We start from the raw sequence: 15,288 nt of genomic DNA on the forward strand, positions 1-15,288 counted from the left end.
GAGTGACCTCGCCCTCAACTCGAGAGAGCCTGCTTGCTCTTGCTTACTGCTCCGCCTGGCGGTCCTCCACCAATTTCAGGACTGCCGGGAACAGCGGGTGCGTCGGTGCCAGTTCCGTGACGCGTTCGACGACGGCGGCCGCGTCCAGTTCGGAGAGCATATTTGCCAGCTCCACGGCTTCGTCATCGGCTCCATCGTCAAAACGGAGGGCCGCCGACATTGCCTCGAGCAGGGCCACCGGGGTGACTCCTCGCTCGGCCAGTTCAGCGGCCGGGCCCACGAAACGCTCGTGCCTGCCCAGCTTGCGCAGCGGTGCACGGCCCACCCGCACAACGGTGTCCGGCAGGTGCGGGTTGGTGAAGCGGGACAGAATCTTCTGGACGTACGCTTCCTGCTCGGCCTCCACGAACCCGTGCTTGGCCACCAGGAGTTCCTTGGTTTCCTCCAGCACGGCCCGGACCTTCGCGGCTACGCCGGGATCGGCCATGGCATCGGAGATCTTCTCAAGCCCTGCACCGTAGCCGAAGTACGCCGCCGAAGCGTGGCCGGTATTCACCGTGAACAGTTTCCGCTCGATGTACGGTCCCAGCTCGTCCACGAACGTCGCCCCCGGGATGGCCGGGGCGTTGCCCTGGAACGGCGTACGGTCAATGACCCACTCGTAGAACGTCTCCACCGTGACATCCAGGCCCTGGCCCGGCGCCTGGTTGGGCACGATGCGGTCCACTGCGGTGTTGGCAAAAACCGCGACGGCGTCCAGGTCACCGGCGGAATCGTCCCACGCTGCCCGGATCTCCGTGTGCAGGAGATCCGTGGCGTTGATCGCGTTCTCGCAGGCCATGATTTGCAGCGGCGGGAGGTCCGTGGGCCGGGCGGCCAGTCCGCGGGCGATCACCGGCGCCACGAACTTCAGGATGTGCGGCCCCACTGCTGTGGTGACCACATCCGCCGTCGAGATTTCCTCCACTACAGCGTCTTCCTGCGTTGCCGAGTTCAAGGCGCGGAAGCCCCTAACGGTCTTGACCGCCGGGTTTTCGCCTACCTCATGGACGTCGTAGGAGTCCGCGGATGCGAGCTGGCTGATGAGTGCATCAGCGACGTCGGCGAATACCACCCCATACCCGGCTTCGTGCAGCAGCAGCCCCACGAAGCCCCGCCCGATGTTGCCTGCCCCAAAATGGACTGCCTTCACTATGCGTTGACCTTTCCGAACAGCTCCAGGACTTCATCCACCGTGGTTGCCTGCTCCAACTGGGCAACCTGGGCCTTGTTGGTGAAGATTTTGGCGATGGAAGACAGGATGTGGAGGTGTTCGTTGTTGATGCCGGCGACGCCGACCACGAACTTCACTTGCTTGCCGCCCCAGTCGATGCCCTCCGGGTACCGGATGATGGACACGGCCGAGTGGTTGATGTGCTCCTTGGCATCGTTGGTGCCGTGCGGAATGGCCAGGAAGCTGCCCATGTAGGTGGACACGGATTCCTCACGCTCGTGCATGGCGTGGACGTAGCTCACGTCCACGGCACCGCGGTCCAGCAGCAGCTTTCCGGCTTCATCAATCGCACTGTCGCGGTCGGCTGCCGTTCCGTTCAGGATCACGCTGTCGCGGAGCAGGACGCCTTTACCTTCGACGGCGGCAGCCGGTTCGGCGGCATGCGCACCATGGGCCGGGGCTGCTGCAGCGGGCTCTGCGCCTGCCGGAGCAGCAGCCGCCGCTGTGCCTTCGCTGTTGCTTGCCTTGACCAGTTCGACGATTTCGTCGTAGCGCGGGCTGTTCATGAAGTTGTCCACCGAGTAGTGCACTGCGCTGGACGTGCGTGGTTGTGCGCGTTCAGTGAGGTCCTGGTGGGTGACCACGACGTCGAAGGTATCGCTCAGGTTGGCGATGGCCGAGTTGGTGACCTTGACGTCCGGGAAACCGGCCGCTTTGATCTTGTTGCGCAGGACCGAGGCACCCATGGCGCTTGAGCCCATGCCGGCGTCGCAGGCGAAGACGATGTTCCGGACCGGACGGGTCAGGACGGTACCTTCGCCCTGCGCTGCTGCCCTGTCGCCCACCAGAGCGGAGGAGACCGAGCTCTTCTTGCCCTTCATGGCTTCCATGCGGGAGGTGGCTTCGGTGAGGTCGTCGTCGCCCTTGTTCTTGGAGGTGCGCAGGATCAGGGAGGCGATCAGGAAGGACACCGTGGTGGCAAGCACCACAGCGAGGATCACGCCCACATAGCTGTCACGCGAGGTTTGGGCTATGACGGCAAATGATGGAGCCCGGAGCGGCAGGCGCCACGAGTCCGGAGTTGGTGATCGCCAGCGTTGCGATGCCCGTCATGCCGCCGCCGATGGCAGCAAGGATGAGGATGGGCTTCATCAGCACGTACGGGAAGTAGATCTCGTGGATGCCGCCCAGGAAGTGGATGATGGCAGCACCGGGAGCGGATGCGCGTGCAGCGCCACGGCCGAAGAACATGTAGGCCAACAGGATGCCCAGGCCAGGGCCGGGGTTGGCTTCCAGCAGGAACAGGATGGACTTGCCCTGGTCCAGCGACTGCTGGATGCCCAGAGGGGTAAGCACACCGTGATTGATGGCGTTGTTGAGGAAGAGCACCTTGGCTGGCTCGATGAAGATGCTGGTGAGGGGCAGCAGGCCGTTGTCCACCAGGAACTGGACCACGGAGCCCGCACCGGCCGTGAAGGCCTTGACCACGGGGGTCAGGCCGTAGAACCCGAGCAGGGTCAGAATTCCGCCCCAGATACCGGCGGAGAAGTTGTTGACCAGCATTTCGAAGCCGGGCCGGATCTTGCCGTCCCAGATGCTGTCGATCTTCTTCATGGTCCAGCCACCCAGCGGACCCATGATCATGGCCCCGATGAACATGGGAATTCCTGTGCCGACAATCACGCCCATTGTGGCGATGGCACCCACCACGCCACCGCGGACGTCATAGACCATCCGGCCACCGGTGTAGGCAATGAGAAGCGGAAGCAGGTAGTTGACCATGGGGCCTACAAGGCCCACGTTGGCAACGCCATCGGCGTTGGTGCCGTAGCCCCCGAGTTCCGGGACCGGAATCCAGCCCTTCTCAATGAACAGGGCGGTGATGAGGCCCCAGGCGATGAAGGCGCCAATGTTGGGCATGATCATGCCGGACAGGAATGTTCCGAACTTCTGGACGCCAACGCGGGCGCTGGTGCGGGGCTTCGCAACTGTCTCTGTTGCCATGTGAATTCCTAACGTGTTTCCCGCGGCGGCGCGGGGTCAGTCGATATAGAGATCGAGAGAGAGCAGCTAGGAGCTGCTGGAAATGCGGTGAAGCCATTCCAGGAAAAGCTTCAGTTCAGAGCTGGAAAGTTGGTCCGAATGCGAGGCCTGCAGTGCCGCATTCAGGGCGATTGCCGCAACAACTACCGACGACTTACCCGAGTCGTCCGCTGCGGCGCCACGGGCGGTTTCCGTGGAGACGGCAAAAATCATGGAATCCCGGGTCATCGTTGAGAGCTCGAGGTTCCGTTCTTCCACCGGTTCGGCGATCAACATGAGCGTGACGCCCACGTTGGCCGCCAGGATGCTGCGTGCCGCTTCGCGGGGCGGCACGTTGATCTGACCGGCGATGGCGGCCTTGTTCAGCATTTCTTCCAGAAGCGCTTCGGCATCGGCCACGATTGCCGGGCGGCTTTCCGGCCTGATGTTGCCGAACATGACCAGGTACAGATGGGGTTGGGTCAGCCCGAACTGGACGTGGTTGTCCCACATCCGTCGGACGTCTTCCAAGGGCTCCCCGGATGGCGCAAAGTCCCGCTCCCCTGCCACGTACTCTTCGAAGCCTGCTGATACGACGGCGTCGAACAGTCCTTCTTTGTCACCAAAGTGGTGGTAGAGCGTGGGCGCCGTGACCCCGGCAAGCTTGGTGATCTGGCGCGTTGAGACCGCTGACCCCTCCGAATTCGCCAGCAATTCGGCCGCTGCGCGAAGCAACCGAATTTTAGGCGGAAGCTGGTCATCGAAACTCATAACCGCTACCCTAGCACCTATAGCGTTGCTATATGAAGTGGCTCACAAAGGAATTTTGTAGGCTGGCTACAGAGGCTCCCGGTGCCGTCGCCGACGGGTCTGAAACAACAAGCAGGAACAGAGGATTCAGTGCAGAATTTCCAAGGAGTTGGGGTAAGCCCTGGCCGCATCACCGGTTCTGTCCGCCAGATGCCCAAGCCGGTGAGCGAACCGCCGTCGGGCGAAAAGTTGGCCGAGGGAATCAGCCCGGAAGACGCCGTCGTCCGCCTGAAGGCAGCCGCGCAAGCGGTCCATGACGAACTCAAGGCGCGCGCGGACACCGCCTCCGGCGACGGCAAAGCCGTCCTTGAGGCCACCGCCCTGATGGCCAAAGACACCATGCTGCTGAAATCGGCGGGCAAACTCATCAACGCCGGAACCTCCGCCGAACGGGCCATCTGGGAAGCCGGCGCATCGGTCTCCGAAATGCTGCACAACCTGGGCGGCTACATGGCCGAGCGCGCAACCGACGTCCTGGACGTGCGTGCACGCATCGTTGCCGAACTCCGCGGTGTCCCTGCTCCCGGCATTCCTTCCTCTGAAACCCCCTTCATCCTGGTAGCCGAGGACCTCGCTCCCGCCGACACTGCGACCCTGAATCCCGCAGTTGTCCTGGCACTGGTGACCTCCGGCGGCGGACCCCAGTCCCACACGGCGATCATCGCGCGCTCCCTTGGCCTGCCCGCCGTGGTTGCGGCCCACGGAGTGGACGGGATCGCCGACGGCTCGGAGGTGTACGTGGATGGCGCTGCCGGTTTCGTGGCCGTCGAGCCGACTGACGAACAGCGCGCGCTTGCCACCGCATGGGCGGAAACGTCCGCCACCCTGGCGGCTTTCGACGGAAACGGTACGACGGCGGACGGCCACCTGGTCCCGCTTCTGGCCAATGTGGGCGGAGCCAAGGATGCCGTGGCAGCTGCCGGGTTGGGCGCCCAGGGCGTTGGCCTGTTCCGCACCGAATTCTGCTTCCTGGAGCGCGACACCGAGCCCTCAGTGGACGAGCAGGCTGCCGCCTACAAGGCCGTTTTCGACGCTTTCCCGGGCAAGAAGGTAGTCCTCCGCACCTTGGACGCCGGCGCCGACAAGCCCCTCCCGTTCCTCACTGACGCCACCGAGCCCAACCCCGCACTGGGCGTCCGCGGCTACCGCACCGACTTCACCACGCCGGGCGTCCTGGAACGCCAGCTCGAGGCGATCGCCCGGGCGGCTTCGGAGTCCGAGGCCGACGTGTGGGTCATGGCCCCCATGATCTCCACCGCTGCCGAGGCGGGACGCTTTGCCTCGCTCTGCGCGGCCGCAGGAATCCAGACACCGGGTGTCATGGTGGAGGTACCCTCCGCTGCACTGACGGCCGCAACTGTACTGCGTGAAGTCGGATTCGCGTCCCTGGGCACCAACGACCTCACCCAGTACGCCATGGCCGCAGACCGCCAGCTGGGCCCCCTCGCGGACCTGAACACCCCCTGGCAGCCCGCAGTGCTTCGGCTGGTGCAGCTCACCGTCGAAGGTGCGGCGCAGGAAGGCTCCGGCCGGGAGGGCACCGCCAAGCCCGTGGGTGTCTGTGGCGAGGCAGCCGCGGACCCGGCCCTCGCCGTCGTCCTTACCGGTCTGGGCGTCACCACACTGTCCATGACCGCGCGCTCGTTGGCCGCCGTCGGGACCGTACTGAAGACCGTCACGCTGGAGCAGGCACAGGAACTCGCCCGCCTGGCCCTTTCCGCACCCAGCGCCACGGAGGCGCGCGACTGGGTCCGCGCCAAACTCCCCGTTCTCGAAGAACTCGGCCTCTAAACCTTCCCGCACCAACGCAAGGAGAAACCATGCCAGAACGCACAGCAACCGTAGCCAGCCGATCCGGACTGCACGCCCGCCCCGCCGCCTTGTTCGCCGAGGCAGCGGGCGAGCAGCCGGTGGACGTCACCATCGCCATGCAGGGCCAGCCCGAGGACGAAGCGATGGACGCGGCCAGCATCCTCTCGCTCATGACCCTCGGCGCCGCCAAGGGTGACGTGGTGGTGCTGCGGGCCGAGGGGGACGGCGCAGAAGCCGCGTTGGACGCACTGGTGAAGCTGCTGGAAACGGATCTGGACGCGGAGTAAGTTCTTCCTTCACGCCTCAGGCTAGGCTTCTGCCATGGCATTGATAGCTCCCCGCGTCACAGCGGGTCTCCCCGCCGATGACGCCCGGAATCTGGCGCGCTCCCTCAACGACAGTGACGACATCACTGTCTTCGTGGATGGCACGGTCCACCGTCTGCCCGATCAGGCGCGGGACGCCGTCGTCGATCTCCTTGCGAGGCTGGGCAGGGGCGAAACGGTGACCGTCAGCAGCGTGGAGGAAATGCTCACGACTTCGCAGGCAGCGGAGCTTGCCGGGATCTCGCACACCTATTTGCGGAACATGACCGACCGCGGCGAGATTCCGGTGGAGTACCGGGGAACGCATCGCCGGATCCGCCAGGCTGCGATCATGGATTGGCTGGAAACCCAGAAGAAAAAGCAGGCCGAAACCGCCGCTGCGGACGCCGGGGAAAGCGACTGAAAGCGTCCGAGTGATAAGGATCAAGCAACGATCCCAGCCAACAGGCGGGGACGTGTAAAGCCCGGGGTTACGCTTGATCGGTGGGCAATTTCAAAGGGTGGCATATCGTGGCCGGTTTGGCTGCGCTGGCCCTTGCCATACCCTTGGGCTCAGCCATGGGATTGAACTTTGTGGCCACCTTCATGTTCGCGTGCACGGTGTTCGTGGCGGTGACCATGTGGACCGAATCGAAAATCGCACGACGCCGGGAGGCGGCTGACGCTGCCAGGGCAGCTGATGCGCGGCCGGCCGACTCCAGCGAATCGGACGACGCCGCGCGGGACTAGCCTGCACTGGCGAGCCCTCCGAAACCAACAGCATGCTGTTCAATAGCTGTATGGCTTCAAGCTTCCTTTCCTTGGCGTGTCCCGCATGAGCGCACTGTTGTCCGCCGACGTCGAAGTCCGTGGCCTTACCGGACGGATCCTCTGGGCAGAGGGGTCCCCTGAACCTGGCACTGATCCCGACGATCAGCCCGCCTACATCCTGATCCACGGCATTGGCGTTTCGCATCGCTACCTGGCACGCCTGCACGCCGTCCTGGCGGCAGCAGCGCCCACGTATTCTTTCGACCTGCCGGGCTTCGCCGGCACTCCACGTCCCGGCACTCAACTCCAGGTGGAGGACTACGGTGCCTTCATTGCCGAGGCCCTGGCATCCCGCGGGGTCGACTCCTACGTTCTGGTAGGCCACTCCATGGGGGTGCAGTTCGCCATCGAGGCTGCACTGCACCGGCCCGAATGCGTGCGGCAACTTGTGCTTATGGGGCCGGTTGTGGATTCCCGGCATAAAAACGTCATGCGGCAATCGATCGCCCTGACGCTGGATGGCATCCTCCGCGAGAGTCCCTCGTCCAACTGGATCGTCATCGGAGACTACTTCCGCTGCGGACCACGCTGGTACGTCACCGAACTGCCCGTGATGATGAAGTACCCCACACTGGACCGATTGTCCCGGATAGCTGTCCCGGTGATGGTCCTCCGGGGAAGCCGGGACCAGGTTGCCGGGCCGGACTGGTCCCTGAGGCTTTCGCGGGCGGTAGCGCAGGGGCGCCTGGTGGAGATTCCCGGCGTCGGACACGTTGCCCAGCACATGCGCCCAAAGGCCGTGGCGGACGCTATCCGCAGCTTCGTCAACGCCACCACCCGGCACCGCTGATCACCCATGAGGCCCTCCTGCCGGACACCACGCCGGCGCGGGCAGCTTTGCGGGCGGCCTTGTTGGCGTGGCCGGTCCCGGCTAGGCTGGCGAAGCAAGTGAATTAGTAAGCTTACTTACGAAGGGGCTGACCATGACCAGCTATGACCCGGAAGACGATCCCCGGACGTTCGGCGTGAGCGGCGCTGACGGACCCATCGACACCACCGCCGAAGCGGACAGCATCCACGAAGATCCGGACATGCGCCAGGACGAGGACGATGACCCCGCTTCCTCGGCCAACCCCGACCCCCTGGATGGAAACGTCACAGGCCTCGAGCCAGGCGGCGGCGTACCGCCGGGAGAAACCCCTCCGGCCGAGGGCAGCATGAGCAGCGACCAGGGGCACGAGGAGTAGCTCGCGTCCCAACCGGCTAGGGGAGACTCAGAATCTCCCCGAGGTCGTACTCCGCAGGCTCCTCAAGCTGCGAGTACGTGCAACTCTCCGGGGTGCGGTCAGGCCGCCAGCGACGAAACTGCGTCGTGTGGCGGAACCGGTCGCCTTCCATATAGTCGTAGGCCACCTCTATCACCAGTTCGGGGCGCAGGGGCACAAAGGAGAAGTCCTTCCCTGCGCTCCAGCGGCTCTGGGCTCCGGGCATCCTGGAACCACCGGCGGCTTCGTCCTGGCTTGCCCACTCACCCCACGGGTGTTCGCCGAGATCCACCGTGTAGGGTTCGAGTTCGGCCACGAGGCTCTCCCTACGTGCCATGGGGAATGAGGCCACAACCCCCACGTGCTGGAGGCGGCCGGCGTCGTTATAAAGACCCAACAGCATTGACCCCACAACTTTCGCCGTCTTGTGCCAGCGGAATCCGGCCACAACGCAATCGGCCGTGCGTTCATGCTTGGTCTTGAACATCGCCCGCTTGTTGGGCTGGTAGGCGCCGTCCAGGGGCTTGGAGAGGATCCCGTCCAGGCCTGCGCCTTCGAGCTGGACGAACCATTCCTGCGCCCGCTGCAGCTCCGTCACCGCCGGAGTCACGTAGATGGGCGGCTCAGCCTTGGCCAGAGCACGTTCCAAGGCGGCACGACGCTCGGAAAACGGCCTGTCCATCAGGTTTTCATCACCCAGCGCGAGGATATCGAACGCCACCAACGAGGCCGGCGTCTTCTCCGCGAGCATCCGTACCCGGCTGTCCGCAGGGTGGATCCGCTGCTGCAGCACCTCAAACTCAAGCCTGTTGCCCTCGATCAGGACGATCTCGCCGTCGATCACGCATTTGTCCGGGAGGTTCTGTTTCAGGGCCTCCACAAGCTCCGGAAAATAGCGCGTCATGGGCTTCTCGTTGCGGCTGCCGAGGATGATCTCGTCGCCATCCTTGAAGACGATGGTCCGAAAGCCATCCCACTTGGGTTCGTAATGCCCAACCTCGGGAATCGACGGGACGGACTTGGCGAGCATGGGCGAAACAGGCGGCATCACAGGGAGGTCCATAGGTCTATGTTCTACCTGCCGCTTTCCTCCGAAGCTAGTCTTAGGCGATGGATATCTTGGCCGTGTTGGCAGCCGTCCTCGGAGTTCCGGCGCTCCTGGCGGGACTTTGGTACTGGATCGCGCGGGGAAACAAGCGCGGCGTCCGGCGTGCCGCAGCCGGAGGCATACTGGGCATAGCGGACGAAGTTTTCCGCCCTGCCACACATCAAGCCCACCAGGTCCAGAGAATCGAGCACGAACTTCCCGCTCCCGCACCGGCCCCGAAGCCTAAGCGGTAGGAGCCTCCCGCAGGAGCAGACCTACCGCCCGTTACATTAATGTGACTTTACTTTCCGGCTCCTGTACGGTCGTAGGGCGACCCGATCTCCGCTGGGCCGCTTCTGGATTGACGCCGGGCTCTGCCGCATTCCAGGATCCGCCAGACCCGCGGCAGAGACGGGGGACCCACAGTTTCCCGGGCTTGTTTTCTCCGCAAGCCCTTGGGGTGAAGCCGCCACGCGCGGCCGGACGGCCTCGTCCGAACCCGACAGCTAACCTCGCAGGCGTTGAGAGGCAAAACCATGTCCCCAACCATGGATAACCCACGCCGCGCGCAACTCGAGCGCGAGCGCACCAAGCCAACCGGACGCCGTCGGGCCCAAGCCAGCGGATTCCCGGAACCAGCCACAGCGAATCCCACCCAAGCGGAACCCGCCACCGCTGCGATCCCCACCGTAGCCGCCCCAACCCAGGCGGCCCCAACCACGCGCGCTGCGGCCCGGGCAGCTGAGCGGGAACGGGCGGCAAGGGCCGTCATCGAGCCGGCCGAACCGAAGACAGCGCCCGCCCTTCCGGAGCCGGCAACAGCAGCGATTCCGGTTGTCGAAGCTGCCCGGGCCGCCGCTCCGGCGTCGACGACGCCCGGCCCTCCGACATCAGCTATTCCCGTGGTCCGGCCGACCGAAAACGTCCAGCCCATCGAAAGGGTTCGGCCCACCGTCGCAGCGCGGCCCGAACCAGCTACCGCGGCCATTCCGGTTGCTGCAGTCCACGAGGAAGCCACCCCTGTTCCAGCGAGGCGCGTCAAGACTCCGGCGCCCGTCTCCGCAACCGGGTACAGTGCCGCGTCCTCCTTTGGCCGCGAACCCCAGGCCGTCCTGCGGAAAGCCGCGTCGGTGAAGCACATGAGCCAACGCATGGCAGTGGTTGCCGGAGCGCTGGGCCTTGTACTGACTGCCGGGGGCCTGGGGCAGGCCTTGGAACTACCGTTCTTCGGCCAGGAAACTCCGGCCCACGAAGCCAGCGGCGGCCAAGGCGAGGACCGCCAAACAGGGTCGGCAAACCCGGCGCCCCGGGCTTCCTACACAACAGCTTCCTCCCCGTCCTCATCGGGTTCAGCGTCGTCCCAGCCCGGCCAGCCGGCCACGGTACCGGAGGCACCTGCCGCGGTGACGCCGTCGTCGGTTCCTTCGCCGCACGTTTCGCTCGCGGCGCCGGTCTGGGTCCCCTCGGCGGCAGCCCCGGCAGCCGCAGCGCCGTCCCCCGCGGCGACCACCCCGACTCCCGCCCAGCCTGCGCCCGCACCGGCTCCGTCCGACGTTCCCTCGGACACGATCACCACTCCGCCGGCAACAGCAACGCCGACGCCCACCACCACACCGACCACCAGTCCCACGCCCACCCCGACGCCCACTCCGACGGAGACCCCGACGTCCAAGCCCAAGCCAACCGGCGGCCCCAACACAGGCACCGCCCCGAAGCCGCAGGCGTCCACGTTGGAATCGCTCCTTGACGCCGCCCAGAAGGCATTGCAGTGAGCACCCGGTTGCCCCGCACCACCGTGCACACCGTATGGCACGGCCGGTATTGCAGCAGCAGCCGGACGGCCACATTCCGACGCCGGATGGGCCGCTGGAGTTGCCAGCGGCTGAAGCGCTCATGAGGCGCTGCTGAAGCGAAAACGACAAGCAGGGCAGGCACCCACGTGGATGCCTGCCCTGCTTGTTGCCTGTTTCTTCCGGTAAGTACTCAGATCCGCGGTCTTCCGGCCCAGCGCCGCGCCTTGAGGGCAGCATGCAACTCGAGCCGAATGGCGCCGTTCAACGGATCAGCCCCGATGAGTTGGCGGATGCGCCCGAGCCTGTTGTAGATGCTGCTCCGGTGAAGGTGGAGTTTGGCAGCGACGTCCTGCACGGAACTGTCGTTGTCGTAGAGGAGCTCCAACACCGGCAACAGCTCGCCGTTCTTGTCCTGGTCCTCGAGAATCCGAAAAAACACCGAACCGGTATCATCCCAACCGCCTGGAGCCAGCAGGCGGTCAAAGAGCTGGTAGACCCCCACGGATCGGCTGTCCACCAGCTCACCCAGCCGGGCATCCACGGCGGCTGCCTGTGCGGCAACTTTCGACTGCCGGTACGCCCCTGCGAGCTGCCGGATGACTTGGAAGGGCTCACTGATCCCCAGAATGACGCGGTCCACAGTCCTGCCGGCACGTTTGGCGAGCTCAAGTTGGTAGTGGACCAGAACCTGCGCATGGTCAGCCCGTCCCCCGGATTCCCGGAACAAGACCACCGAGTGGGTTTCCGTTCCGGCGCTGAACAACGCGGCATTCACGCCGATGGTGGACTGCAGCGCGGCTGAACGGTGCGTGAGGGTTGCCGCGATGGGGTCGACGTCGGACCGGGCACCTTCGGCGTCCAGGATGGTCACCAGTTGCCATGGACCCCGGCCCTGGATTTCCTTCCAACCCGCAACAGCCGCCACCGCATTCGATTCACCACTGCAGGCAGTGAGGAACTCCTGCTCACGCCTGCGCCGGAATTCCGACTCGGCCGTGTTCGAGTCCAGGAGCAAGCCCGCCAGCAGGTCCAGTTCGTCCCGGACGCCGGGCAGCTGGGCGAGGATCGCCGTCGCGCTTTGCTCCTCAAGGTCCTGCTGCACCCATAAGTAGCCCACGCGGAAACCGCGGACCAGAAGCGGCACGCAGACGCGGCCCAGCATCCCGAGTTCGTCGTTGGCGGGAACCACCACGGGACGCACCGCGGTGGAGATGCCGTGCGAGAGCTGCCAGGCGCTGACGTCGCTGGGGACACGTTTGCTCAGGAGGAAGTTCACGCGGACGCGGTCGGCGTGGGATTGGTTGGAACTGTAGGCGAGGAGGACGCCGTCGAGGTCCTCCAGGGACAGCCCGCGGCCGAGCTTCAGGGCCACCCGTTCAACGATCTGTTCCACGTCCTGCTGCATCCTTCAAAGCGTACCAACAGCAGGCGACACCTGACGCCTTGGTGCTCGACAAATGTAGAGCTTGAGGACTTGAGTCCCTTGATTTTCCGGGGTTTTGCTCTCAAGGCTTCCGGGAATCCATGTCGCCTGCCTCACAGCCGGATTTATTCTGGAATCACAGCCCGCAGCAAAAATTCGGCCGAACAGGCCGCTAACGATGGAGCCAGCAAATGATCATCGGCGTCCCCAAAGAAATCAAGAACAACGAGTTCCGCGTAGCCATCACGGCTGCCGGCGTCCACGAGTTCCGCACCCACGGACACACCGTTCTGGTTGAGCGCGGCGCAGGCCTCGGCTCGGGCATCACCGACGAGGAATACTCGATCGCCGGCGCCGAAATCGTCAACGAAGCCGATGACGTGTGGGGCCGCGCTGACATGGTCATGAAGGTCAAGGAACCCATCGCCGCGGAGTACCACCGCTTCCGCAAGGGCCTGATCCTCTTCACCTACCTGCACCTCGCCGCAGAACCCGAACTCACCGCCGAGCTCATCAACTCCGGCGTCACCGCCATCGCTTACGAAACCGTGCAGGAAGGCCGCACCCTTCCGCTGCTCGCCCCCATGTCCGAGGTCGCAGGCCGCCTGTCCGTCGTGGTGGGCGCATCCTCGCTGATGGCTCCGGCCGGCGGCAAGGGCGTCCTCCTGGGCGGCGTTCCGGGCGTCCGCCCGGCCAAGGTTGTTGTCCTCGGTGCCGGTGTTGCGGGAACCAACGCCGCCGCCATGGCACTGGGCCTCGGTGCTGATGTCACCATCATGGACATCAACATCAACCGGCTGCGTGAACTCGATGCCCTCTACCAGGGCCGCCTGAAGACCGTCGCCTCCAACGCCTACGAGATCGAGAAGTCAGTCATCGACGCAGATCTCGTGATCGGTTCCGTCCTGATCCCGGGCGCCAAGGCTCCCAAGCTGGTTACCAACGAACTCGTCTCCCGCATGAAGCCGGGCTCGGTTCTGGTGGACATCGCCGTGGACCAGGGCGGCTGCTTCGAGGACACGCACCCCACCACCCACCAGGAACCGACGTACAAGGTCCACAACTCGATCTTCTACTGCGTTGCCAACATGCCTGGCGCCGTTCCGAACACCTCCACGTACGCACTGACCAACGTCACCCTGCGCTACGCCGTGGCACTGGCCAACCTGGGCGTCAAGGCCGCTTTCGACCGCGACCCCGCCCTGGCCGCAGGCCTCAACATCGCCGCGGGCCACGTGGCACACCATTCCGTTTCCGAGGCGCACAACCTGCCCTTGGTCAACGACTGGCACAGCCTGGTTTCCGCCTAGCAAGCCAAGCACGACGGCGGGGTGCGGCTTCCATAGGAGCCGCACCCCGCCGTCGTGGTTTAAGCCGCGCCGGGGTGGGTCACTTCGCGGGGGCCTTGGGGTCTGCGGGGAGCGTCGGGATCAGCTGCGTGGGCACCGGAACGGGAAGATCCGATGGTTCGAGCTTTGAGGGATCAAGCTTGGAGGGGTCGATCTCCGGAGGCGTAACCGGCAACGACGGAGCCGTGGGGAGGACACCCTTGCCAGGCTCGCTGTGCGACGGGCCCTTGGGTCCCTGGGACTGGTTCCCGGGCGTTGCCGGGTGGGGGTCGGTGTGGACTGTGCCGGCAGGGCCCGAGGGGGCCGCCGGGCTGGGGCTTGCCTGACCCGGAACCACGGCCGGCTCGCTTTCCTGCCGGACAGGTCCCTGTTCCGGTGTGGTCCCTGTGGGCACCGTGGGCTGTGGAGCGTTGCCGGAACCGGGCGTAAGTTGTGAAACCACCGAACCGATGGCCGCGCCAAGATGCTCGAACGCCCCGGGAATGCCACCCTCGGAGGCTGCAGCCGCCGTCGCGCCACCTGCCAGGGATACCGCGACGGCGAGCCCGGCGATCGCTGCGCGTCGCTTCTTCCGTCGCCGTGCGGCAAGTTCATCGGCGGGAGCCATCTCATCGGCGGGAGCCGCCACGGTGAGCACAGCAGTCGGCGCGGCAGACGCGGACAAACCCTCCGCCGTCGGGATCTGCCGCGTTTCCGCAGCGCCTCCGCCCGCCATCAGTGCACGCACGGCGTCAGACGGTACGGGCGCGGTGTCGGCCAGGGAACGCAGCTCGAGAAGTTCTGTGCGCAGGCCGGAATTATCCTCCAGCCCGGCGTCCGCCAGCAGGGAATCGATGACCTGCTGGTCGTTGCCGCGACGAGGTGCGGTGTTTTCACTCATGATGTGCCGTTCCTTAGTAGCGCACGTTTTTTCAGTGCGCCCAATGCCCTGCGCTGCAGTTGTTTCACGGCACCCTGGGATTTGCCCATGATGTCCGCTGTTTCTTCCACCGACAGGTCGGCAACGACCCTTAGTGCCAGGACCTCCCGGTAATCCTCGGCGAGGTCCTCCAAAAGTGCCGTGACCCCCAGGCCCGAGGCTCCCCCGAAAGCCTGTTCCTCCGCCGACGGTGAACGGCGGGCGTCGAAATCCGGTTCGTAAGGCGTGGAGTCGGGGGTCCGTTCGCGCTTCCGGTAGTGGTCCACCAGCCGGGCATGCGCGATTGTGAACAGTAAGGTCTTGGCACCCTGCAAGCCGCCGTGGAGCGTGTCCAGCTTGGGGAACAGGGCAAGGAAGACGTCCTGCGTTACGGCCTCGGGATCGTCGACGCCGCGCGCTTTGAGGTAGCCGAGGACCGGTCCCGAGAAGGCGTTGTAGGCAGCCGTGAAGAGCAGGGCAGGATCATCGTGATCCGCCTGCACATATTCCTCCGCCAAGGGTTCAAGCACCCGGTGACGC

At 65.2% G+C, this 15,288-nt stretch carries 15 protein-coding genes, 1 pseudogene and 1 riboswitch; of the genes and pseudogenes, 9 read left to right on the forward strand and 7 right to left on the reverse strand.

Annotated features, from left to right (window positions below):
- Window positions 1–43: 43 nt before the first annotated feature.
- From IEY62_RS19120 to IEY62_RS19130, 3 genes and pseudogenes are all read right to left on the reverse strand, one after another.
- Window positions 44–1,192: a mannitol-1-phosphate 5-dehydrogenase gene (locus IEY62_RS19120; protein ID WP_189020865.1), complete on the reverse strand. Its 1,149-nt coding sequence runs from the start codon at window positions 1,190–1,192 to the stop codon at window positions 44–46.
- Window positions 1,192–3,217, reverse strand: a pseudogene (locus IEY62_RS19125) (PTS mannitol transporter subunit IICBA). The gene IEY62_RS19120 and the pseudogene IEY62_RS19125 overlap by 1 nt, the downstream one beginning before the upstream one ends.
- Before the next feature lie 66 nt (window positions 3,218–3,283).
- Complete coding sequence (locus IEY62_RS19130; protein ID WP_018780189.1) at window positions 3,284–4,006, reverse strand: TetR/AcrR family transcriptional regulator; 723 nt, start codon at window positions 4,004–4,006, stop codon at window positions 3,284–3,286.
- Between the two features lie 129 nt (window positions 4,007–4,135).
- Between IEY62_RS19130 and ptsP the strand changes: the two genes are divergently transcribed.
- The 6 genes from ptsP to IEY62_RS19160 all read left to right on the forward strand — a co-directional run bounded on the left by ptsP (window position 4,136) and on the right by IEY62_RS19160 (window position 8,180).
- Window positions 4,136–5,836: a phosphoenolpyruvate--protein phosphotransferase gene (gene ptsP / locus IEY62_RS19135; RefSeq protein ID WP_189020867.1), complete on the forward strand. Its 1,701-nt coding sequence runs from the start codon at window positions 4,136–4,138 to the stop codon at window positions 5,834–5,836.
- 29 nt (window positions 5,837–5,865) lie between these two features.
- On the forward strand, window positions 5,866–6,144 hold the full coding sequence (locus IEY62_RS19140; RefSeq protein WP_039243297.1) for an HPr family phosphocarrier protein: 279 nt from the start codon (window positions 5,866–5,868) through the stop codon (window positions 6,142–6,144).
- 34 nt (window positions 6,145–6,178) lie between these two features.
- Window positions 6,179–6,586 carry a helix-turn-helix domain-containing protein gene (locus tag IEY62_RS19145; protein ID WP_189020869.1) on the forward strand — a complete coding sequence of 136 codons (408 nt, stop codon included), beginning with the start codon at window positions 6,179–6,181 and terminating at the stop codon, window positions 6,584–6,586.
- Window positions 6,587–6,666: 80 nt separating this feature from the next.
- Complete coding sequence (locus IEY62_RS19150; protein WP_189020871.1) at window positions 6,667–6,912, forward strand: hypothetical protein; 246 nt, start codon at window positions 6,667–6,669, stop codon at window positions 6,910–6,912.
- An 85-nt stretch (window positions 6,913–6,997) separates the two neighbouring features.
- On the forward strand, window positions 6,998–7,783 hold the full coding sequence (locus IEY62_RS19155; RefSeq protein ID WP_189020873.1) for an alpha/beta fold hydrolase: 786 nt from the start codon (window positions 6,998–7,000) through the stop codon (window positions 7,781–7,783).
- Between the two features lie 133 nt (window positions 7,784–7,916).
- Window positions 7,917–8,180, forward strand: a complete 264-nt coding sequence (locus tag IEY62_RS19160; RefSeq protein WP_189020875.1) for a DUF6480 family protein — start codon at window positions 7,917–7,919, stop codon at window positions 8,178–8,180.
- 16 nt (window positions 8,181–8,196) lie between these two features.
- Here IEY62_RS19160 and IEY62_RS19165 read toward each other — a convergent pair whose 3' ends face one another.
- Window positions 8,197–9,261 (reverse strand): ATP-dependent DNA ligase, encoded by a 1,065-nt coding sequence (locus IEY62_RS19165; protein ID WP_189020877.1) that lies wholly within the window; start codon window positions 9,259–9,261, stop codon window positions 8,197–8,199.
- 47 nt (window positions 9,262–9,308) lie between these two features.
- Here IEY62_RS19165 and IEY62_RS19170 point away from each other — a divergent pair, with 47 nt between their 5' ends.
- Both IEY62_RS19170 and IEY62_RS19175 read left to right on the forward strand, forming a co-directional pair.
- A complete protein-coding gene (locus IEY62_RS19170; protein WP_189020880.1) occupies window positions 9,309–9,539 on the forward strand; it encodes a hypothetical protein in 231 nt (76 codons plus the stop codon).
- A 128-nt stretch (window positions 9,540–9,667) separates the two neighbouring features.
- Window positions 9,668–9,820: riboswitch (cyclic di-AMP (ydaO/yuaA leader) on the forward strand.
- A gap of 13 nt (window positions 9,821–9,833) precedes the next feature.
- The gene (locus IEY62_RS19175; protein ID WP_229785459.1) at window positions 9,834–11,057 is read left to right on the forward strand and encodes a hypothetical protein; all 1,224 of its coding nucleotides are present in this window, start codon (window positions 9,834–9,836) and stop codon (window positions 11,055–11,057) included.
- A 211-nt stretch (window positions 11,058–11,268) separates the two neighbouring features.
- On the opposite strand, the gene IEY62_RS19180 is transcribed toward IEY62_RS19175, so the two are convergent.
- Window positions 11,269–12,483, reverse strand: a complete 1,215-nt coding sequence (locus IEY62_RS19180) for a PucR family transcriptional regulator (protein WP_189020884.1) — start codon at window positions 12,481–12,483, stop codon at window positions 11,269–11,271.
- Window positions 12,484–12,692: 209 nt separating this feature from the next.
- On the opposite strand from IEY62_RS19180, the gene ald reads away from it, so the two are divergent.
- On the forward strand, window positions 12,693–13,811 hold the full coding sequence (gene ald / locus IEY62_RS19185; RefSeq protein WP_018780201.1) for an alanine dehydrogenase: 1,119 nt from the start codon (window positions 12,693–12,695) through the stop codon (window positions 13,809–13,811).
- A gap of 79 nt (window positions 13,812–13,890) precedes the next feature.
- Here the strand turns inward: ald and IEY62_RS19190 are convergent, their stop codons facing one another.
- Together IEY62_RS19190 and IEY62_RS19195 are read right to left on the reverse strand one after the other, a co-directional pair.
- Window positions 13,891–14,730 carry a hypothetical protein gene (locus tag IEY62_RS19190; protein ID WP_189020886.1) on the reverse strand — a complete coding sequence of 280 codons (840 nt, stop codon included), beginning with the start codon at window positions 14,728–14,730 and terminating at the stop codon, window positions 13,891–13,893.
- Window positions 14,727–15,278 (reverse strand): RNA polymerase sigma factor, encoded by a 552-nt coding sequence (locus tag IEY62_RS19195; protein WP_189020888.1) that lies wholly within the window; start codon window positions 15,276–15,278, stop codon window positions 14,727–14,729. The genes IEY62_RS19190 and IEY62_RS19195 overlap by 4 nt, the downstream gene beginning before the upstream one ends.
- Window positions 15,279–15,288: the final 10 nt, after the last annotated feature.

Source organism: Paenarthrobacter histidinolovorans (assembly GCF_014647595.1).
Lineage (GTDB): Bacteria > Actinomycetota > Actinomycetes > Actinomycetales > Micrococcaceae > Arthrobacter > Arthrobacter histidinolovorans.

What these genes read in the sequence shown, in the direction of transcription:
- IEY62_RS19130 (WP_018780189.1), bottom strand. Translation starts at nt 4,006, where the DNA reads ATGAGTTTCGATGACCAGCTTCCGCCTAAAATTCGGTTGCTTCGCGCA.
- IEY62_RS19190 (WP_189020886.1), bottom strand. Translation starts at nt 14,730, where the DNA reads ATGAGTGAAAACACCGCACCTCGTCGCGGCAACGACCAGCAGGTCATC.
- IEY62_RS19175 (WP_229785459.1), top strand. Translation starts at nt 9,834, where the DNA reads ATGGATAACCCACGCCGCGCGCAACTCGAGCGCGAGCGCACCAAGCCA.
- ald (WP_018780201.1), top strand. Translation starts at nt 12,693, where the DNA reads ATGATCATCGGCGTCCCCAAAGAAATCAAGAACAACGAGTTCCGCGTA.
- IEY62_RS19165 (WP_189020877.1), bottom strand. Translation starts at nt 9,261, where the DNA reads ATGGACCTCCCTGTGATGCCGCCTGTTTCGCCCATGCTCGCCAAGTCC.
- IEY62_RS19170 (WP_189020880.1), top strand. Translation starts at nt 9,309, where the DNA reads ATGGATATCTTGGCCGTGTTGGCAGCCGTCCTCGGAGTTCCGGCGCTC.
- IEY62_RS19145 (WP_189020869.1), top strand. Translation starts at nt 6,179, where the DNA reads ATGGCATTGATAGCTCCCCGCGTCACAGCGGGTCTCCCCGCCGATGAC.
- IEY62_RS19160 (WP_189020875.1), top strand. Translation starts at nt 7,917, where the DNA reads ATGACCAGCTATGACCCGGAAGACGATCCCCGGACGTTCGGCGTGAGC.
- IEY62_RS19180 (WP_189020884.1), bottom strand. Translation starts at nt 12,483, where the DNA reads ATGCAGCAGGACGTGGAACAGATCGTTGAACGGGTGGCCCTGAAGCTC.
- IEY62_RS19155 (WP_189020873.1), top strand. Translation starts at nt 6,998, where the DNA reads ATGAGCGCACTGTTGTCCGCCGACGTCGAAGTCCGTGGCCTTACCGGA.
- IEY62_RS19140 (WP_039243297.1), top strand. Translation starts at nt 5,866, where the DNA reads ATGCCAGAACGCACAGCAACCGTAGCCAGCCGATCCGGACTGCACGCC.